Source organism: Enterococcus sp. AZ095b, from assembly GCF_051714725.1.
Taxonomy (GTDB): domain Bacteria; phylum Bacillota; class Bacilli; order Lactobacillales; family Enterococcaceae; genus Enterococcus_B; species Enterococcus_B pernyi.
Window position 1 is genome coordinate 132,914 of the sequence record NZ_JBIOSL010000001.1, and the last position, 21,573, is coordinate 154,486.

Annotated in this window: 20 protein-coding genes; 16 read left to right on the top strand and 4 right to left on the bottom strand. The window is 39.1% G+C overall.

What is annotated here, in order from left to right; all coding sequences use genetic code 11:
- The first annotated feature begins 361 nt into the window (after nt 1–361).
- From rnc to gshAB, 5 genes are all read left to right on the top strand, one after another.
- Nucleotides 362–1,054, top strand: coding sequence for a ribonuclease III (rnc, locus tag IGJ99_RS00670; RefSeq protein WP_010734427.1), 693 nt, complete (start codon nt 362–364; stop codon nt 1,052–1,054).
- 12 nt (nt 1,055–1,066) lie between these two features.
- On the top strand, nt 1,067–4,648 hold the full coding sequence (gene smc, locus IGJ99_RS00675; RefSeq protein ID WP_438770439.1) for a chromosome segregation protein SMC: 3,582 nt from the start codon (nt 1,067–1,069) through the stop codon (nt 4,646–4,648).
- An 8-nt stretch (nt 4,649–4,656) separates the two neighbouring features.
- Nucleotides 4,657–5,466 (top strand): Cof-type HAD-IIB family hydrolase, encoded by an 810-nt coding sequence (locus IGJ99_RS00680; RefSeq protein ID WP_438747490.1) that lies wholly within the window; start codon nt 4,657–4,659, stop codon nt 5,464–5,466.
- A 12-nt stretch (nt 5,467–5,478) separates the two neighbouring features.
- On the top strand, nt 5,479–6,477 hold the full coding sequence (gene ftsY / locus IGJ99_RS00685; RefSeq protein WP_010734424.1) for a signal recognition particle-docking protein FtsY: 999 nt from the start codon (nt 5,479–5,481) through the stop codon (nt 6,475–6,477).
- A 400-nt stretch (nt 6,478–6,877) separates the two neighbouring features.
- Nucleotides 6,878–9,163: a bifunctional glutamate--cysteine ligase GshA/glutathione synthetase GshB gene (gene gshAB, locus IGJ99_RS00690; protein ID WP_349520721.1), complete on the top strand. Its 2,286-nt coding sequence runs from the start codon at nt 6,878–6,880 to the stop codon at nt 9,161–9,163.
- Nucleotides 9,164–9,305: 142 nt separating this feature from the next.
- On the opposite strand, the gene IGJ99_RS00695 is transcribed toward gshAB, so the two are convergent.
- Entirely contained in the window at nt 9,306–9,746 is a 441-nt protein-coding gene (locus IGJ99_RS00695; protein ID WP_023518915.1) for a YueI family protein, read from the bottom strand.
- Between the two features lie 383 nt (nt 9,747–10,129).
- On the opposite strand from IGJ99_RS00695, the gene IGJ99_RS00700 reads away from it, so the two are divergent.
- From IGJ99_RS00700 to IGJ99_RS00715, 4 genes are read left to right on the top strand one after another with little or no spacing between them, the layout of a single operon-like run.
- Nucleotides 10,130–11,080: an ABC transporter permease gene (locus tag IGJ99_RS00700; RefSeq protein ID WP_153829978.1), complete on the top strand. Its 951-nt coding sequence runs from the start codon at nt 10,130–10,132 to the stop codon at nt 11,078–11,080.
- Nucleotides 11,073–12,032, top strand: coding sequence for an iron chelate uptake ABC transporter family permease subunit (locus IGJ99_RS00705; protein WP_438770441.1), 960 nt, complete (start codon nt 11,073–11,075; stop codon nt 12,030–12,032). Before IGJ99_RS00700 ends, IGJ99_RS00705 begins: the two co-directional genes overlap by 8 nt.
- Nucleotides 12,029–12,784, top strand: a complete 756-nt coding sequence (locus IGJ99_RS00710) for an iron ABC transporter ATP-binding protein (RefSeq protein WP_023518917.1) — start codon at nt 12,029–12,031, stop codon at nt 12,782–12,784. Before IGJ99_RS00705 ends, IGJ99_RS00710 begins: the two co-directional genes overlap by 4 nt.
- A gap of 21 nt (nt 12,785–12,805) precedes the next feature.
- Nucleotides 12,806–13,759, top strand: coding sequence for a siderophore ABC transporter substrate-binding protein (locus IGJ99_RS00715; RefSeq protein WP_010734418.1), 954 nt, complete (start codon nt 12,806–12,808; stop codon nt 13,757–13,759).
- 185 nt (nt 13,760–13,944) lie between these two features.
- On the opposite strand, the gene IGJ99_RS00720 is transcribed toward IGJ99_RS00715, so the two are convergent.
- Together IGJ99_RS00720 and IGJ99_RS00725 are read right to left on the bottom strand one after the other, a co-directional pair.
- On the bottom strand, nt 13,945–14,067 hold the full coding sequence (locus tag IGJ99_RS00720) for a hypothetical protein (protein ID WP_010734417.1): 123 nt from the start codon (nt 14,065–14,067) through the stop codon (nt 13,945–13,947).
- A gap of 67 nt (nt 14,068–14,134) precedes the next feature.
- Nucleotides 14,135–14,431, bottom strand: coding sequence for a hypothetical protein (locus tag IGJ99_RS00725; protein ID WP_010734416.1), 297 nt, complete (start codon nt 14,429–14,431; stop codon nt 14,135–14,137).
- A gap of 219 nt (nt 14,432–14,650) precedes the next feature.
- On the opposite strand from IGJ99_RS00725, the gene IGJ99_RS00730 reads away from it, so the two are divergent.
- From IGJ99_RS00730 to IGJ99_RS00740, 3 genes are read left to right on the top strand one after another with little or no spacing between them, the layout of a single operon-like run.
- Complete coding sequence (locus tag IGJ99_RS00730) at nt 14,651–15,229, top strand: GNAT family N-acetyltransferase (protein WP_010734415.1); 579 nt, start codon at nt 14,651–14,653, stop codon at nt 15,227–15,229.
- A 47-nt stretch (nt 15,230–15,276) separates the two neighbouring features.
- Nucleotides 15,277–15,636 (top strand): iron-sulfur cluster biosynthesis family protein, encoded by a 360-nt coding sequence (locus IGJ99_RS00735; protein ID WP_010734414.1) that lies wholly within the window; start codon nt 15,277–15,279, stop codon nt 15,634–15,636.
- Between the two features lie 18 nt (nt 15,637–15,654).
- On the top strand, nt 15,655–16,551 hold the full coding sequence (locus tag IGJ99_RS00740; protein WP_438770443.1) for a metallophosphoesterase: 897 nt from the start codon (nt 15,655–15,657) through the stop codon (nt 16,549–16,551).
- Between the two features lie 619 nt (nt 16,552–17,170).
- Here IGJ99_RS00740 and IGJ99_RS00745 read toward each other — a convergent pair.
- Entirely contained in the window at nt 17,171–17,905 is a 735-nt protein-coding gene (locus IGJ99_RS00745; protein ID WP_019723412.1) for an MIP/aquaporin family protein, read from the bottom strand.
- Nucleotides 17,906–18,338: 433 nt separating this feature from the next.
- On the opposite strand from IGJ99_RS00745, the gene IGJ99_RS00750 reads away from it, so the two are divergent.
- Genes IGJ99_RS00750 through IGJ99_RS00765 form a run of 4 tightly spaced genes read left to right on the top strand, consistent with a single transcriptional unit; the run spans nt 18,339 to nt 21,513 of the window.
- Nucleotides 18,339–19,868, top strand: a complete 1,530-nt coding sequence (locus IGJ99_RS00750; RefSeq protein WP_244063318.1) for a helix-turn-helix domain-containing protein — start codon at nt 18,339–18,341, stop codon at nt 19,866–19,868.
- Nucleotides 19,858–20,079 carry a DUF2829 domain-containing protein gene (locus IGJ99_RS00755; RefSeq protein WP_010734410.1) on the top strand — a complete coding sequence of 74 codons (222 nt, stop codon included), beginning with the start codon at nt 19,858–19,860 and terminating at the stop codon, nt 20,077–20,079. Before IGJ99_RS00750 ends, IGJ99_RS00755 begins: the two co-directional genes overlap by 11 nt.
- The gene (locus IGJ99_RS00760) at nt 20,076–20,837 is read left to right on the top strand and encodes a 3-oxoacyl-ACP reductase (protein ID WP_153829974.1); all 762 of its coding nucleotides are present in this window, start codon (nt 20,076–20,078) and stop codon (nt 20,835–20,837) included. Before IGJ99_RS00755 ends, IGJ99_RS00760 begins: the two co-directional genes overlap by 4 nt.
- Nucleotides 20,838–20,865: 28 nt before the next feature.
- Complete coding sequence (locus IGJ99_RS00765; protein ID WP_096081307.1) at nt 20,866–21,513, top strand: DUF998 domain-containing protein; 648 nt, start codon at nt 20,866–20,868, stop codon at nt 21,511–21,513.
- Nucleotides 21,514–21,573 lie beyond the last annotated feature (60 nt).

A 21,573-nucleotide genomic window follows, 5' to 3' on the forward strand; every position in this document is an offset into this window, starting at 1 on the left:
GAAAAAGAACAAGATTTGTTCAGTGCTTATATTGTAATGAAAGTACTCCTATTAAAATATTTGGACATTGTTTAAATATACGTGTGCTAAATTATACTGACTGAATAATCGCTGATTCCAACTACAATTAATATAACTTTAAACAGGCATTTTCTGTTTTTTGGAAAGTGCTTTTTTTGTTCTTTGATAAGTAATTAGCTGGATTTAGGAACATTACAAGGTTTAGTATACTTTTATGAAAAAGAATCTTCAACAAGGTTTATAAAGCTTTTCATACCTTTTGTCTCAACCATTTCATATTTTATAAAAAACCAGTATAATAAGGAAGTATTGAAAAAATAGCCATAAAGGAATGTGGGAAATGGACAATCAGCTAACAAAAGAATTGAAAGAAAAGTATAGCATCGTTTTTCACGATTTAAACTTACTTGAACAAGCTTTTACCCATTCATCCTATGTGAATGAGCATCGCAATTTGCAACTATCCGACAACGAACGTCTTGAGTTTTTAGGAGATGCTGTATTAGAGTTGATGGTTTCTGAATATCTGTATCGTTTGTATCCAGATATCCCAGAAGGAAAATTGACCAAAACTCGTGCAGCTATCGTACGTGAAGATAGTTTGTCCAAATTTGCCAAGGAATGTCGTTTTGATCAGTACATCCTGTTAGGAAAAGGTGAGGAGAACTCAGGCGGACGAACCCGTCCAGCGCTTCTTTGTGATCTGTTTGAAGCCTTTTTAGGAGCGTTGTACCTTGATCAAGGATTTGACGCAGCACATGCGTTTATTGAAACGGTGATTTTTCCGAAGGTGCGTGCCGGTGCTTTTTCCCATGAGATGGATCATAAAACAAGATTACAAGAAGTATTGCAAAAAGCTGGAGACGTGTTGATTGAATATCGTTTGATCAATGAAGAAGGTCCAGCACACGAACGTATTTTTTGGATCGAAGTATACGTGGATGATCGGTTGATTGGAACTGGACAAGGAAAATCGAAAAAACTAGCAGAACAAGCTGCTGCTGAGAATGCTTTAGCAGCACTAAGTAAGTGAGGGAAAGACTTCGTGTATTTAAAACGCATTGAAATAGCCGGCTTTAAATCATTTGCAGATAAAACAATCATTGAGTTTGAAAATAGTGTCACAGCGGTCGTTGGACCAAACGGTAGCGGAAAAAGTAATATTACTGAGGCTATCCGTTGGGTACTAGGAGAACAGTCTGCAAAAAGCCTTCGTGGTGGGAAAATGCCGGATATTATTTTTGCCGGTTCTGATTCCCGTAAACAATTGAATGTCGCTGAAGTAACCGTCGTATTAGACAACTCTGATCATTACTTGCCACTAGAGTATAGTGAGATCAGTGTAACACGTCGTTACCGTCGGACAGGTGAAAGCGACTTTTTCATCAATAAACAACCTTGTCGTTTGAAAGACATCCAAGAATTATTTATGGATTCTGGCTTAGGGAAAGAATCATTTTCGATCATCTCTCAAGGAAAAGTCGAAGCGATTTTTAGTAGTAAGCCAGAAGACCGACGAGGGATTTTTGAAGAAGCAGCTGGAGTCTTGAAATACAAACAGCGCAAGAAAAAGGCGGAGCAAAAGCTTTTTGAAACAGAGGATAATCTAAGCCGTGTCCAAGATATCATCTATGAACTTGAAGAGCAATTAACTCCTTTGGCCGCCCAGAGTGAGGCTGCGAAGGAGTTTTTACGATTAAAAGAAACATTGACTAACACAGATATCTCTTTGATGATTGCTGAAATCAAAGCGGCAAAAAAAGAGTGGGATGAACGACAACTACAATTAGATCAGTTCAACCAATCACTAACATCCTTAACGACACAGATCCAAACAAAGGAACAGTTATTAGCCGACAAACGCAAACAAAATAACCAGGCCGACCGTATGATCGAAAAAAATCAACAAACGTTATTAGCGTTGTCAGAAAAATTAAAGCAAACAGAAGGACAAAAAGAAGTATTACTTGAGCGAACGAAGCATACCCAAAAGAGCTCAAAAGAATACCAAGCTTCTTTAACTGAAGTGCAAGAAAAAGTGGCTCATTTTGAAGAATTACAAGCGACTTTGACCCAAGAAGTCAGTCAAAAAGAAGCAGAGATCCAACAGGCTGAAAAAGCACTGATGAGTACGCAACAAGAATTGGAAAAATACCAAAAATCAACCAAAGAATTGTTGGCAGAATTACGCGATCAGTATGTCGATCTGATGCAAGAACAAGCAACTGTCGGCAATGAATTGAAGTACTTGGAGCGTCAATATGTTCAAGAGACATCTAAAAGTCAGCAAACACTAGCCAAACAATCGGAAGTGGAAGCGAATGTTGCGGAAATGTCCGCCAAGCAAATCGAGTTGACAGAGCGACATGAAAAGCTACAGCAAGCATTGAATGAGGTCAAAGCGTCACTTGAAGTTGTGCAAACAAAAGGAAAACAAGCACAAGAGCGCTTGGCAAAAGAACAGCCCAAAATGTATCAACTGATGAACCAAGTCCAACAATTACGGGCACGTCAGAAAAGTTTACAAGAAATCCAAGAAAATTACTTTGGCTTCTATCAAGGTGTTCGTTTGATCTTGCAACAAAAGCAACGCCTCTCTGGGATCGTTGGTGCGGTTGCTGAATTGATCGATGTTCCAGCTGATTATACATTGGCAATCGAAACAGCTTTGGGTGGTTCAGCGCAACATGTCATTGTTGAAAATGAAGGCGATGCACGTCAAGCGATCACTTATTTGAAACAACAAAAAGGCGGACGAGCAACGTTTCTACCATTAACGACAATCAAACCTCGTCAATTACCTGCACATATTTTTGCACAAGCGCAAACAGTTGACGGGTTTATCGGGATCGCTAGCGAACAAGTGACTTATCCCGAACAGATCCAGACAATCGTTCACAATCTATTAGGGACGATTCTATTAGCAAAAGACTTAGCAAGTGCCAATGCCATTGCCCAACAGATTCGTTACCAGTATCGTGTGGTCTCACTAGAAGGTGATGTCATGAATGCCGGTGGTTCAATGACTGGTGGGGCGACGAAGCGAGGCAATCAAGGAAGTTTATTTGCACAAAATCAAGAATTAAAACAATTGACGAGTGAGTTTCAACAAGCGGATCAGGAGTTGCAAAGTCAAGAAAAGAAAGTCCAAGCATTGCAACAAGAAGTCACGGTTTTGGCAGAAGAACAAGAACTTCTGCGGACACAAGGGGAACAGTTACGCTTTGAAGAACAAGAAGTAGCAAATCAACGACAAAATGTGGCCAACGAACTCACTCGTTTTGAAAAAGAACAGCAAATCTCAAGTTATGAAACGCGTGAACTGCAACAATTCATGGAGAATTACCAAAAACAACAGGCAGAGCTTTTGGCAAAACAGCAAGAACTAGAAGTACAACGCCAAGAGATCGATGCTGAAATCAGTTCATTGAGTCAAGAAAGTGACAAGATGGAAGAACGTCGCGCGCAGATCCAGGAAAAACAAGCACAGGAGCAAGCCTCATTAGCCGTATTGAAAGAGCAATACAATCACTTACAGATCCAACTACGTGGCGCACGCGTACAAAAAAATGAGGCATTAGCCAAACAAGAAGGACTAGAACAACAACTGCATGCATTGACTGTGGACTTCTCTGATCACGAACTGACAGAAGAAAGTTTAGATCAACGAATTGCTGATTTAGCGACAGAAAGAGATCGCTTAAAAGCTTCTCTAGAAGACGCCAAACAGTCACGTGAAGAAATGCAAACGACTATCGATGCGTTGGATGCCGACCTATTAGCTGAAAACCGTAAACAAAAAGAACTTTTGACAGAGCAGTCACAGTTAGAGGTCCAAAAGAATCGTGCGGAAATGATTTTGGACAATCATCTGAATTACCTGCAAACGGAGTATCAGATGAATTATGAAAAAGCCTGTGAATCTTATGAAGAAACAACGGATGTAGCGAACAGCCGGGTAGAAGTTGCTTCGTTGAAACAACAAATCGATCGTTTAGGCCCAGTAAATCTAAACGCCATTGAGCAGTATGAGCAAGTGAATGAACGTCATACCTTTTTGGCTGCGCAACGGGATGACTTATTATCGGCTAAGGATCAATTATTTGAAACAATGGATGAAATGGATGATGAGGTACGGACTCGTTTCAAAGAAGTTTTTGAAGCAATCCGCCAAGAATTCAAAATCGTTTTCCCAAATATGTTTGGTGGCGGTCGCGCAGAGCTTGTGTTGACTGATCCGACTGATTTGTTGCAGACAGGGATTGAAATCGAAGTTCAGCCTCCAGGTAAAAAACTACAAAGTTTAAGTTTACTTTCAGGAGGAGAACGTGCATTGACTGCGATTGCGTTGCTCTTTTCGATTATTCGTGTCTGCCCTGTACCGTTTTGTATCCTTGATGAGGTCGAAGCTGCGCTAGATGAAGCCAATGTCAAACGCTTTGGTCGCTATCTCAGCGAGTTCCAAGACGATATACAGTTTATTGTAGTGACGCATCGTAAAGGGACGATGGTTGCTGCGAATGTCTTATACGGTGTGACCATGCAAGAGTCTGGGGTTTCAAAAATCGTCTCTGTCCGTATGGAAGACATCAATGAAGAAGGAAGAATGAGTGAAACGAAAGTGTAGGGGACGAAATGATCAAATTAATCGCTATCGATTTAGACGGAACACTATTGAACGAAGAAAAGAAAATCTCATCTGAGAATAAACAAGCTTTGGCTCAAGCAAAAGCACAAGGGGTAAAAATCGTTTTATGCACGGGGCGTCCGTTAGCAGCGATGGCTCACTATTTACAAGAATTAGGTTTAGTCGAAGAAGGCGATTATAGCATTACCTTCAACGGTGGCTTAGTCCAGAAAAATGATACTGGTGAAATCATCGAGAAAAAAGCGATGTCTGTGTCTGATATCCATCGTCTTTATGCGTTGGCACAAGAACTAGACTTACCGTTAGACGTCTTATCAGATAATGTCGTCTTGCAATTACCTAGTGCGCTTCAAAAGCAATCGATGTACAATGTATTAAACAACTTATTGCAATTCCAACCAGCAGTACTAGCTGATATCACAGATGAGTTTGTGTTGAACAAAGCAGTCATTGCCTATGAGCAAGAAGAACTAGATGCAAAAATCAAGGAGATTCCAAGCGCTTATTATGAGTCGTATGAAATTATCAAAACGCGCAATGTTTTATTAGAATTTATGCCAAAAGGTGTCACTAAGGCATATGGTATTTCTTTATTAGCAAAAGATTTAGGACTTGAACGTAGTGAGATCATGGCAATCGGAGATGAGGAAAATGATCTACCGATGATCGAATACGCAGGACTTGGTGTAGCCATGGAAAATGCGGTGCCTTTTGTCAAAGAAGCCGCTGATCATGTCACGGCAAGTAACATCGAACATGGGGTAGCAAAAGCGATCCAACAATTTGTTTTAGTGTAAAGGAGGTATACTATGGGATTTTTTGATAAGATCAAACGAGCCTTTACTGGTGAAGAAGCACCAGAAGAAGTAGAAGTACAAGAGAAATATGATAAGGGTCTAGAAAAGACCCGTAAAACGTTCGGTGAACGAATGAATGAACTGTTTGCGAATTTCCGTACGGTCGATGAAGATTTCTTCGAAGAATTGGAAGAAACATTGATCGGTGCAGATGTCGGCTTTGAAACAGCCATCAAGATCACTGAAGCGTTACGCCAAGAAGTGAAGCTAAGAAATGCCAAGAAACCAGCTGAGATCCAAAATGCGATCATCGAAAAATTAGTTGAGCTTTATGAGCAAGAAGGCATCGATGAAGTCAATACATTGAACCTCCAAGAAGAAGGATTGACAGTGATCCTCTTTGTTGGTGTCAATGGTGTAGGAAAGACGACGAGTATCGGTAAATTAGCACATCAATACAAAACGGAAGGCAAAAAGGTATTGTTAGCCGCAGCAGATACCTTCCGTGCGGGTGCGATCGATCAGTTAGTCGTTTGGGGAGAACGTGCAGAAGTTGAAGTGGTTCGAGGCAAAGCTGGTGGCGATCCTGCGGCAGTCGTTTACGATGCCATCGAAAAAGCCAAAGAACAACAAGCAGATATTTTACTTGTTGATACAGCTGGACGTCTGCAAAACAAAGTCAATTTGATGAACGAATTAGAGAAGATCAAACGTGTGATCCAACGAGAATTACCAGAAGCACCACATGAGATCTTACTTGTGTTAGATGCGACGACAGGGCAAAATGCCATGGTCCAAGCGAAACAGTTCAAAGAAACCTCTGATGTGACAGGGCTAGTTTTAACAAAATTAGACGGTACAGCTAAAGGTGGAATCGTCTTAGCCATTCGTAATGAATTGCACCTGCCGGTCAAACTTGTTGGTTTGGGTGAAGGCATCGATGATTTAGAAGCTTTTGATCCAAATGACTTTGTCATCGGTCTATTTAAAGGCTTATTGAAAGAAGAATAAACAGTATATGAGCATAAGTTCATCTAAAGAGCTTGTAACAAAGGTGTTCAACTTCAAGAAATAAAAAAGAAGCCACGGGAATCGTTCTTTAAATTTCCGTGGTTTTCCCTTTATTTTTGAAGAGGTTCCGTTTGTTTCAGGCTCTTTTTTCTCCTTCCAATGGACTAGCGATATTCAAGGAACAATATTTCGAGTATAAACCAAAAATGAACCAGCGATTTTTTTTGACTGTGTCCTGTCTGGCTATGTGCTATCTTATTGTTCAGTTTGGAGTCATTTTCCTACAATATCAGCTGTTTTTTTAAAAAAACACCCCTTTTTTCTCATTTTCAAACAATTTCATTCTTTTTCTTGGCGGTTTTTACTATAATGAAACATATGAATTGGAGGACATTTAACCATGAACTATAAAGAATTATTACTGCATCCTCGTTCACTACCATTCATTAGTCAAGCCCGTTTTGGGGTTGAACGTGAAGGGCAACGTGTGAACTTCTCTGGAAAGTTGGCAACAACCGATCATCCTGAGGTTTTTGGGGATCGTACGTATCATCCATACATCCAGACAGATTTTAGTGAAACTCAAGTCGAATTGATTACTCCGGTCACGGATTCTATCAACGAACTTTTTAAATACTTGGAAGCAATCTACGACGTTGCTTCACGCTCAATGGCAGATGATGAAATGATCTGGCCTTTAAGTATGCCTCCGGCTTTACCTGAAAAAGACGAAGAGATCATGATTGCGAAGCTTTCTAATTTTGAAGATGTCTTGTATCGTCGTTATTTAGCAAAGGAATATGGCAAACGCAAGCAAATGGTCAGCGGCATCCATTTCAACTTTGAGTTTGGTGATGATCTTTTACAATCCTTGTTTGTACAACAAACAGAGTTTACCGACTTTGCAGCATTTAAAACAGAATTATATTTTAAAACAGCACAGAACTTCTTGCGTTATCGTTGGTTGATCACTTATTTGTTTGGGGCGTCACCTCTAAGTGAAGACCACTATTTTGTCGGCAAGCCAGCACCAGCAGAACCGGTACGCAGTATTCGTAATAGTTCCTATGGTTATACGAACCATCCGAATGTCAAAGTATCCTATGCGTCAATGCAACAATATTTAACCGATATTGAAAAAATGGTGGAAGAAGGCAAGTTATCCGAAGAAAAAGAATTCTATGCACCGATCCGTTTTCGTGGTGGAAAACGTGTAGCTGATTTAGCAAAATCAGGTATTCGCTATATTGAACTGAGAAATATTGATTTAAATCCTTACGCACGTGTAGGGATCAGTCAAGCACAAGTTCAGTTTTTACAATCGTTCTTAATGTATATGCTATGGATGGAACATGACGTAGCAGTCGATGCATGGGTCGAAGAAGGCGAGCAGCGAAATGAACACGTGTCGTTAGAAAACCCTATGGATCAAACTGCTTTTTATGATGAAGGAATACTGCTTCTTCAAGGAATGAAAGAGATGCTTGTAGCTTTAGGACAATCCGAACGCCTACCATTGATCGATGACATGATCGCACAATTGGATGAACCACGTGAAACATTGGCAGGCAAGATTTATCAGCAAGCACAACAAACAAGCCAGCATGACTTTGCTTATACTTTAGGAAAACAGTATGAAGAAGAAAGTCATGAACGTTCGTATCAATTAGCGGGATTTCGTGACATGGAACTGTCGACACAGATTCTGATGTTTGATGCGATCCAAAAGGGCATCGAAGTAAAGGTCATAGATGAATCAGATCAATTTTTACGTCTACAGCATCAAGAGCATATCGAATATGTAAAAAATGCCAATATGACAAGTAAAGACAGCTACATTGTGCCATTGATCATGGAAAATAAAACAGTCACTAAAAAAGTGCTAAAAGAGGCCGGATTCCGTGTACCTGAAGGAGCCGAATTTACTTCAATCGAAGAGGCTTTGAACGCTTATCCACGATTTGCAGAACAAGCCTTTGTTATTAAACCTAAATCGACCAATTATGGGTTAGGGATCACGATCTTCAAAGAAGGAGCATCTTTAGAAGATTACCAGGCTGGTTTAGCAATCGCTTTTCGTGAAGATACTTCTATACTGGTTGAAGCATTCATGCCTGGAACAGAATATCGCTTCTTTGTGATCGATGGGCAAGTAAAAGCGATCTTACTTCGTGTTCCTGCCAATGTTGTGGGTGACGGAAAACGGACGGTGGAAGAACTTGTCGCTGAAAAAAACCTAGATCCATTAAGAGGCAGTCACCATCGTGCACCATTGGAATTGATCCAGTTAGGTGAACTTGAGCAGTTGATGTTAAAAGAGCAAGGACTAACCATCCATTCTGTACCTGAAAAAGATCAAATCGTGTATTTACGCGAAAATTCCAATATCAGTACAGGTGGCGATTCAATCGACGTAACAGATGAATTTTCAGACGCGTATAAACAAATTGCCCAACAAGCAGTGGAAGCCCTAGGAGCGAAAATCAGCGGCATCGATTTGATCATTCCTGATAAAGATATCGATCCTCAAACAGATGACCAAGCCTATGGCATCATTGAAGCAAACTTCAATCCAGCGATGCACATGCACGTTTACCCATTTGCTGGCCAAGGCAGAAGACTGACAATGAATGTCTTAGAGCTGTTGTATCCTGAAGTGATCAACAGACAAGAAGAGACTAAATAAATCATGAACCTGTAGGACAAAAAAATCATCCACATCACTAGATTTATCTAGTTTGTGAATGATTTTTTGTTTTGCCACAGGTACATACGAACGCTGACAAATTTTGATTAGAAACTCAAAGAATCGAGTGAACTTTTAGAAATTATTTGAATAATCGGTCCCAAAAGCTTTTTTTCTTTGGTTGTTCTTCTTCTTGTTTCGTTGGATATTTTTCTTCTACGTCAATAACGGGCTCATTCACCGCTTCTTTGGCCGCAATCAGTAGACCAATACTTTGCGGATCTTCAGAAACATGATCGTTTACAACCGTGAATTTCGTTTGATTTTTCGTTGCCAATTGGATGTATTGATTCTGGATATCCAGGGGTAAGGTCCCGTTTATCAGAATAAATGCTTCTGGTCGTTTCTCTAGTTCTTGTAGGAACTTTTCTTTATTTGTCGGCTCATTCATTTCAGCAACGGTCATACTGAGGTAGCAACGTTCACGAAAGGTACCTAGGTATTTATGCTGTTCTTCTGGGTTGACCAAGGGCGTGCCATACATTCCTTTGTCCAAATGATTTTTCAATTCATCTGATGCCATCCAATTTCCTCCTTTGTTGTTTTAAGTCATTATAACATAGAGGTTGTGACAGAAGCATTTTGACCTGATCAGTAAGCTAGAAAATTGAAAAATAGTTTTTCATATTTTGTCATTTTCTAGCTTAGTGTTGAAGGTTAGCTTTTGGATCACCGTGTAACCAGGTTGTGAGAAAGTCGTTTAGCTCCAAGCATTAAGGCAGAAATTGAGAAATAGCTTCCCACATTTTTAAGGTCAGAAACAAAAATGAATTTTATTTTTGTATCGTACACGTATTCTAAAATTTATAGGGATTGCTCTTATTTCATTAAAAAACGGTTGCTTTTGTTCAATGCTTCACTTAGAATAAGAATGAGAATCGTTCTCAGTTAGCGAGGTAAAGGGAAATGCGCGTGGGTCGCTTGATGGTTTTGTTAGTTATTTTAAGTATATGTTCGCTATTTATTGGCGTGTCTCGAGTGGAATTCATGGAGATTATCCGATTTGAAGGACAGAGTATGCAATTGTTGTTGGCGACACGTTTTCCGCGAACGATCTGTTTAGTACTGGTAGGGGCAACGAGTAGTATTTGTGGGTTGATCATGCAACATCTGACTCAAAATAAATTTGTTTCACCAACGACAGCTGGCACGATGGATAGTGCGAGATTGGGTATCTTAGTGGTGATGCTCTTTTTACCGAATGCTTCTTTGTGGATTCGTTCAGCAACTGCATTTTTATTTGCGTTTGCAGGTACGCTCTTATTTTTATCTTTTGCACGATTTTTTCCACAAAAAAATCAGCTGATGTTACCATTGATCGGCGTGATGCTAGGAAATATTATCGGCTCTGCTGCAACATTTTTCGCCTATCAGTTTCAGTTAGTACAAAATATGTCTTCATGGCTACAAGGAAATTTTGCAACAGTCATACGGGGAAATTATGAATTATTGTATGTAACGATTCCTTTATTACTTATCTTATCTTTTTTTGCCTATCAATTTACGATCGTAGGCTTAGGTGAATCGTTCGCAGTGAATTTAGGGATGAATTATCGCAACATGCAACTACTAGGGATTGGCCTTGTTTCTTTAGCCAGTGCGATCACTTTGATCATGGTTGGGACGATTCCTTTCTTGGGAGTGATCATTCCAAATATCACAGCAAAGCTCTATGGGGATCAGGTACATAAAACGTTAGGAATTACCGCCATTTTTGGTAGTATCTTTTTGCTTATCTGTGACATGATCGCTCGTCTTGTGATTTTTCCTTATGAAATCCCAGTCAGCGTCATCGTAGGGATCATCGGTGGTTTGATTTTCCTTTACTTGTTAGTAAGGGGGCGCAAACATGGGTAAAAAGATCACTGGTCTATTTTTTATTTTGTCTCTACTCGTGATTGGCGTGACGATCGGCTATTTGACTATCAACACGTATGGTAATTGGGCTTTTGCATGGGCCTTACGAAGCAAAAAAATCATGGCGTTCATTTTAGTGGCACTCGCGACAAGCAGTGCGACCGTTAGTTTCCAAACGATTACCCAAAATCAATTTTTGACACCTTCTGTGTTAGGACTCGATTCCCTCTATGTACTTGTTCAAACCCTCCTCTTTTTCTTGATTGGTGGGGTGACGATGCTTCAGCAAACAGGCACAGCCTTTTTCTTAGTCAACGTGGCATTGATGGTTGGCTTAAGCCAGTTATTGTTTTTCTTTTTATTACGAAAAGAAGCCCCTAACTTATTCTTATTATTGATGACGGGGATGATTTTAGGGACACTTTTCAATAGTATCAGTACGTTTTTACAAGTGGTGATGGACCCGAATGAATATGATTTGTTGCAAGGGAAGTTATTTGCTAGTTTCGGTAATGTCCAGACCTCCTACCTCCTACCTGCTGCATTGTTGATTGGCTGTTGTTGGGTGTTCCTTTTTTATAAAAGACATTTTCTGGATGTCTTTCATCTAGGGAAGGATCAAGCAACGAACCTTGGGATTGAGACAGAGCGTTTTCAATTTTCTATTCTTTGTTGTGTCAGCTTGTTGACAGGAACAGCCACTGCTTTGGTGGGACCAATTACCTTTCTTGGATTTATTGTCGCAAACGTCAGCTATCGTTTGTTTGCAACGTATCGTCATGGTGTTTTGCTACTAGGAAGTTTTTTGATTGCTTTCTTGTTTTTGACTGGGGGACAATTGATCGTTGAGCAAGTGTTTGGGTGGAACACGACGGTCAGTGTGGTTGTAGAGTTCACAGGGGGTATTTACTTTATTACAAAATTGATTCGAGAAAGGAAGGAACTGGGATGATCAATTTGAATAGTGTCGAGAAGTCTTACCAAGGAAAAACGGTCGTCGAGGCCTTGCAATTGGAAATCTCGGATCAACAATTGACAGCCTTCATCGGTCCAAACGGCGCAGGAAAGTCAACCGTTCTTTCTATGATCAGTCGTTTGATTCCTAAAGATGCAGGTGAGATCTACTTGGATCACAATGAAGTAAAAGCTTGGAAGTCCAAAGAGATGGCAAAAAAACTAGCTATTTTGAAACAATCTAATGAGATCAGTATGAAAATCACAGTCGAGGAGCTTGTATCGTTCGGGCGTTTTCCTTATTCGAAAGGAAAGCTGACAACGAAAGACCATCAGATCATCGAAGAATCACTCCAGCATCTAGGGTTGGAAGAACTGAAGGACCAAACGATCGACACGCTTTCTGGGGGTCAGTTGCAACGAGCGTATATTGCGATGGTTCTTGCGCAAGATACTGATTACATTTTGCTGGATGAACCACTCAATAATCTCGATATGAATTTTGCGGTACAAATCATGCAAATTTTAAAGCGCCTTGTACAAGAATTAGGAAAAACGATCATCATTGTGTTACACGATATCAACTTTGCAGCGAGTTACGCAGATGAAATCGTCGCAATGAAACAAGGGAAGTTATTTAGACAAGGCAAAACGAACGATATTATTAAAAAAGAAGTACTAGATCAATTATACGAAATGGACATTCGAATCTGTGAAATCGAAGGACGCAGATTTTGTCTTTATTTCTAAAAACTACGAAGGAGCGTCAAAATGAAGAAAATAGTTTTAGGATTTTTAGTCATAGCATCATTAGGATTAGCAGCATGTGGAAATAACGAAGCACAAACGAGTGAAACCAAAGCATCAAGTACTGTCACAACGGATACAATGTTGACAGTCAAAGATAGCAATGGTGAGTCTGTAGAAGTGCAACAAAACCCTGAGAAAGTTGTAGTGTTCGACAATGGATCATTAGATACGCTTGATGCATTAGGTGTTGGAGACAAAGTCATAGGAGCGGCAACTAAAAATTTACCTGCTTACTTAGAAAAATATCAAGAAGTTGAATCTGCTGGAGGAATCAAAGAACCAGATTTGGAAAAAATCAATGAGATGCAACCAGATTTGATTATTATTTCCGGTCGTCAAAGTGATTATCAGGAACAGTTGAGCCAAATTGCCCCAACACTATATTTAGCAATGGATGCAGAAAAGCCATGGGAATCGATGCAAGAAAATGTGACAACATTGGCAAAGATTTTTGATAAAGAAAAAGAAGCAGAAGAAAAATTAACAGATTTAACGAAACAAATCGATGAAGTGAAAGAGAAAGCCAGCGCGCTTGATCAAACAGCTTTAGTTACTTTAGTGAATGAAGGGCAACTTTCAGCATATGGTTCAGGTTCACGTTTCGGACTCGTTCATGATTTATTTGGCTTTAAACAAGCCGATGATCAAATCGAGGCGTCTACACATGGTCAAAGTGTTTCTTATGAATATGTTTTAGAGAAGAATCCAGGGATTTTATTTGTGATTGATCGTACCAAAGCAATTGGTGGAGATACAAGCAACGATAACGTAGCTGCCAATGAATTAGTGGCACAAACAGATGCCGGTAAAAATGATCAAGTAATTTCATTGCAACCAGATGTATGGTATTTGAGTGGTGGTGGACTTGAATCAATGAACTTGATGATTGAAGATGTCAATCAAGCGCTAAAATAATTTTTCAATGAATAACTAAGAAAATGAGCCTGGTACATCAGTCATCTTGCATCCTACAACTGAATAAACGGTGTTCCAGAAGTAGCACCTTCAAAAATAAGCCGAGAAACCCAAAATTTGAAAAACAATTTTCGGGTTTCTCGGCTTATTTCTCGGAGCTAGGCACTTCTATCACAACCTCTGATTCAATGGGTGATTGTTTGATCGTTAGGAAAATCTAGTGTAAGGGTAAATTCATTATCGACTTCATAAGGATCGATTCGTGGGGTTGTATCATGGAAAAAGTGAGCAAGCCATTGTCGGAACATAAGATCGCCTCCTTTGATTTGATTAAAGGATACAAGGCGAACCTTAGAGAAAGCTTAAAGCATAGAATCAAGCATGTGTTTCGGCTAATGCTTGATAATTGACGATCTTGACTTGACGATAAAAGTCAGCTGGCAGTTTTGACCAACGTTTCAAAAGTTGATAAAAATAACTATCTTCCGCTTTGATTTTGTACTCACTTAAAATCAATCCGAAGTAGTTTGGTTTTTTCTTTGCTAATTTGTGATAGATCGACAATGCTTTTTCTTTGTCTTCATCAACAAATAGTGTTTTGACTTCAATATAAGATCCTTCAATGTTCTGTGTTTCTTCAATAAAGTAAATGCTTTTTATATACTCTGTCATAAGTAAGACCTCCAGCGCTTGTTTAGTTGTTAAGATAACAATAGCTAAAATTTGTTAATAAATCGTGAACAAATAATTATTCTTTTTCAGCAATTGTTTAAGTTTTTTCGCTTATCTATAGTTAATCTGTTATTTTAAGGAGATATTAAGTTTTGTCTTGCTTCTTTCCGTGAATTTCGATACAGTAATTTAAACTAAAGAAAAAAGTAGGGGATGCACATGGAATTATTGATCAATCGAAACTTAGTGTTTGCAGAAAATCGTGTCATAGAAACGGAACGTCTGATTTTAAGACCAATCACATTGGAAGACGTAGAAGATATATTTGAATATGCCCATGATGTAGAAACGACCCGCTTTGTTTTCCCTCGACATCAGTCGATCGAAGATACAAAAATCAGTGTTGCGAATTTTTTTATGGCATCACCGCTTGGAAAATATGCTATTGAATGGAAAGAAAACCGCAAGATGATTGGTACGATCGATTTGCGGATACAAGAAGGCGATGATACGGCTGAATTAGGTTACGCTTTAAATAAAAAGTATTGGGGAAAAGGAATCATGCCGGAAGCTGGAAAAGCGCTTCTGAAATTGGGCTTTGAAAAAATGGATCTCGTAAGGATCTTTGCTTATCATAATACGAAAAATAGTAAATCGGGACGAGTGATGGACAAGTTAGGAATGAGAGAAGAAGCTGTGATTCCTGATGCAAAACGAGAAAAAGGAGAAATTATTTCAATCGTTCTTAAAGGAATTACCAAAAAAGCTTGGTTGGAAGGTCACCCAAAAACAAGTTAGTTGCAACTTCGTACAAAAATCATTAAGCTAAAATTGAGGTGATTAAGATGGAATTTATCGTATCAAAAGAAGCGGAAGAACTGCTTCGTGGAAAAGTGAATGACAATGAACAATTATTGCTAGATGTAGAAGACGGAGATGGACCATTTGCGAATAGCCGGATCACTTGCCAAATCGATACTTCTTTTCGTCTGATTATTGTAGAAAAAGAAACATCGGCAGATCTAAGCTTATATTCTGAAGTAGTCGATACCCAAATGGGACCAATCAAAATCAAGAAAAGCGCACTCGTTTATTTGGATAATCCGACGACGTTAGCAGTAGAACCAACTTACAAGAGTCTGCAACTGAAAGGACCAGGAGGAATCATCAAAAATAACCTCCAAATCGTCACATCAACTATCTAAGATTTAGAAGGAAAAAGAATGGGAAATTTAGCGATCATCAGTGACTTACATGTGGACATCAATCAATTTGGCGAAGCTGAATTAATGCTCTTATGGGAAGTCTTACAACAAAAAAAGATTACTCGGCTTCATTTGGCTGGGGATACCGCCAATAAAGTCGATCGTTGTGTCGCAGTCGCTGAATTTTTTGCAGAGCGACTACCAACGACTTTCCATTTTGGCAATCATGAGTTAGCCGATGTTACTGGCGAAGCAATGATCAGTCATTTTCCAGACGTCCATTTTTTGAATGAGCGCTATATTCCATTAAATGAGAAAACCGTGTTATTAGGCATCAACGGTTGGTATGATTACCAATTCTCAGAAGAAAAAGACATGAAGAAAATCGTTCGGATGAAGCGTTTGTACTGGTATGACCGCTTGATTGAGCGAGATGGAACGGATCTAGAAGTGAATGATCGAGTAGTAGAAGCAACACGATCATTATTGGATACGCTACACAAAAAGAAAATGAATGTGATCTTATCAACACATTTTGTCCCAAAACAAGAATTCATTGTTTACCAAAACGCGCCTTATGAACGTTGGAACCAACTCAATGCGTTCTTAGGTTCAGCTTCATTTGGAAAACTACTCGATCAATACGATAATCTTCAACAAGTCGTCTTTGGGCATACGCATCGACGGTTTGAGGATAAAGTACTCCTAGGAACGACGTATAGTTGTCGGCCGTTTGGCTATTATTACGAATGGCAATTGACACGAGATTTTATCGATGAATATCAATTGATTGATCGTTACAATCCAATGAAATTACGCGTATTATTACGAACGCATCGTCCAGAATTTAAAGAATACCAGTTACAACATTTAAAAAAAGAGTTTGAACAAGCAGTAACAGTGATTGCTTACTGAAAATTTGAAGACCACCAAGTATCGATTTAGATGACACTTGGTGGTTTTTCATATATTTTTTGGTTTTACTTCATCGATCGTGTAATCTAGCGTTACATCAGATAATAAGCTGCCAACTTCTTTTTTCAATTCACTTGTCTAAATGGATTCTTAATCGTTTTTTTGTCTTACTTGTGTCCATAATGATTAAATTCTCTCTTTGATGTACAAACTACGACCCTATCCTACCCTTATTTAGGGGGATATACGATAAGAATATTCTTTGTTACTCTATAGTAGAAACTGCTCCGAAGCTAATGGTTATACACTTCGGTTTTTTGTATTGATTTATCTAACCGAGATTTTATTCTTATTTTTGATAAAGATAAAACTTATCATGCCAATCACGAAGAGTACCAAGCCAAAAAGTAAAGTATGAGTGATGCCGATTGGCTAAGGTGCCACCTGTCCTTGATTAAAAACAAGTATTGAAGATATCCGATAAACAAAGAAACTGGCATCAAGATGATTTAAAGGATATTAAGCCAATCAGAGGATGATTTTAGCTTTGAAATCAATAAAAAACGGAAATCTAAGGAATTGTTTCCAAAGATTTCCGTTTTTATAGTACTCATTAATTTTATGCCATAAATAATGCTTTGTAGACAAATACTGCTACAACACCGGCACAAATTGGTGCAACAACTGGAACCCAAGCGTAATCCCATTGTGAAGAACCTTTATGTTTCAATGGTAACAACGCATGAACCAAACGAGGTGCAAAGTCACGTGCTGGGTTCAATCCAGGGCCTGTAGGACCACCTAGTGAAGCGACCAATGTCCAAACTAAGAAACCAAGAGCTAAGTGAGCTGTTCCTAAGTTATCTTGGAAGAAAGGTGCTTTTGTGATACCTAACGCGCCAAAGAATAAGACGAATGAACCGAAGAATTCGTTGACGAAACCATTGAATTTAGAACCAACACTGTTGATAGTTGAGAAAGTTCCTAAGACATGGTTTACATCTTCAGTTTGATCATAGTAAGGTTTATAACAAGCGACCACGATCAATTGTCCAAGAGCTGCTCCAAGTAATTGTGCAACGATATAAGGCACGACTTCTGCCCAAGGGAATAAACCATTAGAGGCTAAAGCGATCGTAAATGCCGGATTGATATGATTTCCGCTAATGCCACCAAAAATCATTGCTGGCATCATCACACCAAAACCATAACCAACAGCAATCAGCATCCAGTCACTGCCATATCCTTTTGTTCCTTTTAAATCTACGTTTGCGACAGCACCATTACCTAAAACGATCAATAATGCTGTACCAAGTAGTTCCGCCGCTAGACGGGTCATAAGTGAATAATCCATAATATCCTCCATTAATTTATTGAAATATAAAAAAGAAACAACAACACAGCGGGTGAAGTGTTCCGTAAGAGGTGTACTTCTGTTGTCGTGATAAGTGCAAAATAAAAAACGACTTCTTTATAGAAAGAAATCCGAGCAACAGTCGACACATTGATAAAACCCTATGACACAAAACACCAACCCTAACTATAAATATATCAAAAATAAATAGTGAATTTTATCAAATATTGTTGCTATCAACAAACATTTTTTGAAAATTTCAGAAAAAATGAAACTGAAATGGAACGAATAATCGCACTATGCACGATGAGTGAATCGTCTACAAAAAGAAGGGGATTACTGTAATTGAATGCCTCCTTAGCTTGTCTGTTTTGGTGTTTCAATAAGGATTATATGCTACAATGAGGAAAATAGTCGATAAGGGGTGAAGTCGTTGTATTTGTCTTCTGAGTACTTAAAACGTTTTGACAAAGACTTATATTACAAGGTGCTCTTACTCGAAAGCTTTGAGGATCAGGTAGGGCACACAGCGGCACAACTTGCACAAAAGGTTCAACTAGACGCACGAAGTGTAACCAGATATTTAGTTGAATTGATCAAAAATTATCAATTATTCAGTGGAAAAGAGCAATCTTTATTTACGAAGAATCATCGATCGGGTTATCATTTCTATGATTCTCTGGATCCTATTGAACGTGAACGCTTTTTGATTTACCTCGTGCAAAGTACGCTTAAATACCAGCTATTGCACGACATTTTTTTTGAAGAATTTCATACGCTCTATCAATTCTCACAAAAGCATTATATTAGTGAGTCAACTGCTCATCGGAAAATCAATGATTGGAAAGAACAATTTTCGAGGTATGGTATCCAACTCAAAAGAGGAAGCTATATTGCGTGTGGGGAAGAAGAAATCATTCGATTATACCTACATATGACTTTTTGGCAGTTATTTCGTGGTAAAGTTTGGCCCTTCGAAACTATTCCACAACAGGACGTCAAACAAATTGCTGACCAGATTTTACAGTTTTTTGATGTTCGGTTGAATGAGATCAAGAAACGGCGATTAGAGTATATGTTAGGTGCATTTTTCTTACGTAAATCACAAAAACATTTTGTGGTTTTAAATAATAAAAAACGACAGTTGATTGAAAAAAATCCACTCTTTGAAGCATTCAGTCAGTGGATGGCGCCTTTTTTTCCAAACTATTTCCAAGGGAAAGAAGAATTAGGTGCACTATTTCTAGTGCTGATGACCAGAGAAGAATACTATCAATCGTCAGGAATCCGTAAGCAGATTTTTGCTTTTCACCGAAAACAACAAACCGCTCCTTTTATAGCTCTATTAGAAATGAAGAATGCGTTAGTAGCATACTGCGAAGAAAAGCAGTTGACCGAGGAATCATTCACCAAAGAAGCAGAGAACTATTTGCTAAGTAGTCATCTGTTCGCGTACTTGTTTCCTCATGCGAAGGAAATGGTTGATGGGGAAGGTAGCAATTTTTCTAGACACTTCGTTAGTGAAAATGAGTCATTGAAACAATGGTTGCTGAATTTTTTCAATCGTGCAACACAACGTGCAGACGAGTGGGTCTATGAGAATGCGACTTTCTTGATGCGAAGGTATCTAACCGTGTTAAAAACGATGCGTGTTTTTGATCGACAATTACCAAAAGTCACTATTTTACTGATGACGGACTTTCCTCTTTTTGAAGAAGAATTACTAAAAGAAAACCTAAGGCACTTTTTCAGAGAGGAGTATCAGTTGTACTTTTTACCAGCGGATTATCGAGGAAGAGAGGTCGATCTATTACTATCCACAAGCAAGATCCATCGCAAACCTTGGGCGGATCTAGACTATTTCATCGTCACAGATGAACTTGAACTCTCGGATTATATCCGTTTATTTGATAAAATCAAAGAAATCCAAATAAAGAAAGAGAGAAAAAATCATGACATTTGAAGAAGTATTGCCACAGTTAAAAACAGGTGCAAAGGTTATTAGAAAAGGTTGGAGTGGATTTGAATTATATGTTGTTCTAGTATCCGATGATGAATTTGATGGTTGTCCAGTAACGCCTTATTTTCTGATCAAAACGAGCGACGAAGGATTTTCTAGCTTTGCGCCAACCGTTTGCGATATTCTAGCAGAAGATTGGATGATCGTTGAATGACGAATCATTATCCGGACTTAGCGAGTCAAGTCGTCTTTGTGACAGGTGCCGCTCAAGGAATCGGTGCTGCACAAGCAGAAGCTTTTTTAAATCAAGGAGCGAAAGTATTTGGTGTGGATTTGAAATTAGGTAAGATGGAAGAACTAGCCATAAAATATCCTACGCATTTTATCTCATTTCTCGGTGATATTTCACAAAAAGAAGTGATTGAACAAGCGGTCACTACGTGTCATGAAAAAGTCGGCGATATTTCAATCTTATTGAATACCGCAGGGATTCTTGATGGCTACAAGCCTTTATTAGACACAGACGAAACACTTTGGGATCGGATCTATGAGGTCAACGTAAGAAGTCTCTTTCGATTAACAAAACAAGTGTTGCCTGATATGCTCGAACAGCAAACGGGAACGATCATCAATATGGCCTCCATTGCAGGTATGGTGGCTGGCGGTGGTGGGATCGCGTATACGAGTGCCAAACATGCCATTATTGGGTTCACAAAGCAATTAGCCCTTGATTATGCTGCGCAAGGGATCCGTGTAAAAGCCATCGCACCAGGCGCCATCCAAACACCGATGAATGCAGCTGATTTTGCAGGTGACGGAGAGATGGCCAAATGGGTCGCAGAAGAAACGCCTGTTAAGCGTTGGGCACAGCCGGAAGAAGTGGCAGAATTGACGTTATTTCTTGCGACGCCTCAAGCGAGTTATATCCATGGAGCAATCGTTCCAATCGATGGTGGATGGTTGCTTAAATAGCTGAAAGGAGAATAAGTGGGGGAAACGTATGAAAGTGATCGATTGGTTGATGCCTCTTGGAATGGTTAGTGTAGTTGCTTATTTTGTACATGTGTTTCTTGGGCAATACCTTTGGGAATCATATGATCCAATCACGACAGACATCAGTTCTTTAACCGCCGTTGGTGCGCCAAATGCGAATTTATTGAATATGATCCTGCTTATCTATGGTATAGGCTTTTTACTGTTTGTCATTGGAATGGTCGTGAACGCCTTTGAAAAGTATCATGGGATGACTCGGATCGGTTATCTGATTTTTCTTGTGATGGCAAGCACTACAGTGGTAGGCTATAAACTATTTCCATTGACAGGCGATAAGGCGGATATGAATTCCCAAAATACGATGCATATTGTTGTGACGATCATTGTCGTATTTACTACTATATCGTCTTTATTCCTTATTGGATTTGGTTATCTTAAACAAGAAAAACTACGTACGTTAGGAAAAATATGTATTGCTACCGCCATATTGATCACTTTTTTTGGCGCATTGAATCCAATTGGAATGGCACAAGGATGGAATATTTTAGGGTTGACGGAGCGAATGGTGATCTTCCCACTGCAAGCCTTTGTTTTCTTTCTGTCCTTCATCTATACGACGAATAATAAGCTGATAGTGAAAAATGAAATGGTATAACTGGATGATTATAGAAGTGTCTGGCTATGAGAATAAGCGATATCCGCCAAAAAATAGTTG

What these genes read in the sequence shown, in the direction of transcription:
- IGJ99_RS00705 (WP_438770441.1), top strand. Translation starts at nt 11,073, where the DNA reads ATGGGTAAAAAGATCACTGGTCTATTTTTTATTTTGTCTCTACTCGTG.
- ftsY (WP_010734424.1), top strand. Translation starts at nt 5,479, where the DNA reads ATGGGATTTTTTGATAAGATCAAACGAGCCTTTACTGGTGAAGAAGCA.
- IGJ99_RS00695 (WP_023518915.1), bottom strand. Translation starts at nt 9,746, where the DNA reads ATGGCATCAGATGAATTGAAAAATCATTTGGACAAAGGAATGTATGGC.
- IGJ99_RS00735 (WP_010734414.1), top strand. Translation starts at nt 15,277, where the DNA reads ATGGAATTTATCGTATCAAAAGAAGCGGAAGAACTGCTTCGTGGAAAA.
- IGJ99_RS00680 (WP_438747490.1), top strand. Translation starts at nt 4,657, where the DNA reads ATGATCAAATTAATCGCTATCGATTTAGACGGAACACTATTGAACGAA.
- IGJ99_RS00725 (WP_010734416.1), bottom strand. Translation starts at nt 14,431, where the DNA reads ATGACAGAGTATATAAAAAGCATTTACTTTATTGAAGAAACACAGAAC.
- IGJ99_RS00760 (WP_153829974.1), top strand. Translation starts at nt 20,076, where the DNA reads ATGACGAATCATTATCCGGACTTAGCGAGTCAAGTCGTCTTTGTGACA.
- IGJ99_RS00745 (WP_019723412.1), bottom strand. Translation starts at nt 17,905, where the DNA reads ATGGATTATTCACTTATGACCCGTCTAGCGGCGGAACTACTTGGTACA.
- gshAB (WP_349520721.1), top strand. Translation starts at nt 6,878, where the DNA reads ATGAACTATAAAGAATTATTACTGCATCCTCGTTCACTACCATTCATT.
- IGJ99_RS00715 (WP_010734418.1), top strand. Translation starts at nt 12,806, where the DNA reads ATGAAGAAAATAGTTTTAGGATTTTTAGTCATAGCATCATTAGGATTA.
- IGJ99_RS00740 (WP_438770443.1), top strand. Translation starts at nt 15,655, where the DNA reads ATGGGAAATTTAGCGATCATCAGTGACTTACATGTGGACATCAATCAA.
- IGJ99_RS00700 (WP_153829978.1), top strand. Translation starts at nt 10,130, where the DNA reads ATGCGCGTGGGTCGCTTGATGGTTTTGTTAGTTATTTTAAGTATATGT.
- IGJ99_RS00710 (WP_023518917.1), top strand. Translation starts at nt 12,029, where the DNA reads ATGATCAATTTGAATAGTGTCGAGAAGTCTTACCAAGGAAAAACGGTC.
- IGJ99_RS00765 (WP_096081307.1), top strand. Translation starts at nt 20,866, where the DNA reads ATGAAAGTGATCGATTGGTTGATGCCTCTTGGAATGGTTAGTGTAGTT.
- IGJ99_RS00720 (WP_010734417.1), bottom strand. Translation starts at nt 14,067, where the DNA reads ATGTTCCGACAATGGCTTGCTCACTTTTTCCATGATACAACCCCACGA.
- IGJ99_RS00755 (WP_010734410.1), top strand. Translation starts at nt 19,858, where the DNA reads ATGACATTTGAAGAAGTATTGCCACAGTTAAAAACAGGTGCAAAGGTT.
- IGJ99_RS00730 (WP_010734415.1), top strand. Translation starts at nt 14,651, where the DNA reads ATGGAATTATTGATCAATCGAAACTTAGTGTTTGCAGAAAATCGTGTC.
- rnc (WP_010734427.1), top strand. Translation starts at nt 362, where the DNA reads ATGGACAATCAGCTAACAAAAGAATTGAAAGAAAAGTATAGCATCGTT.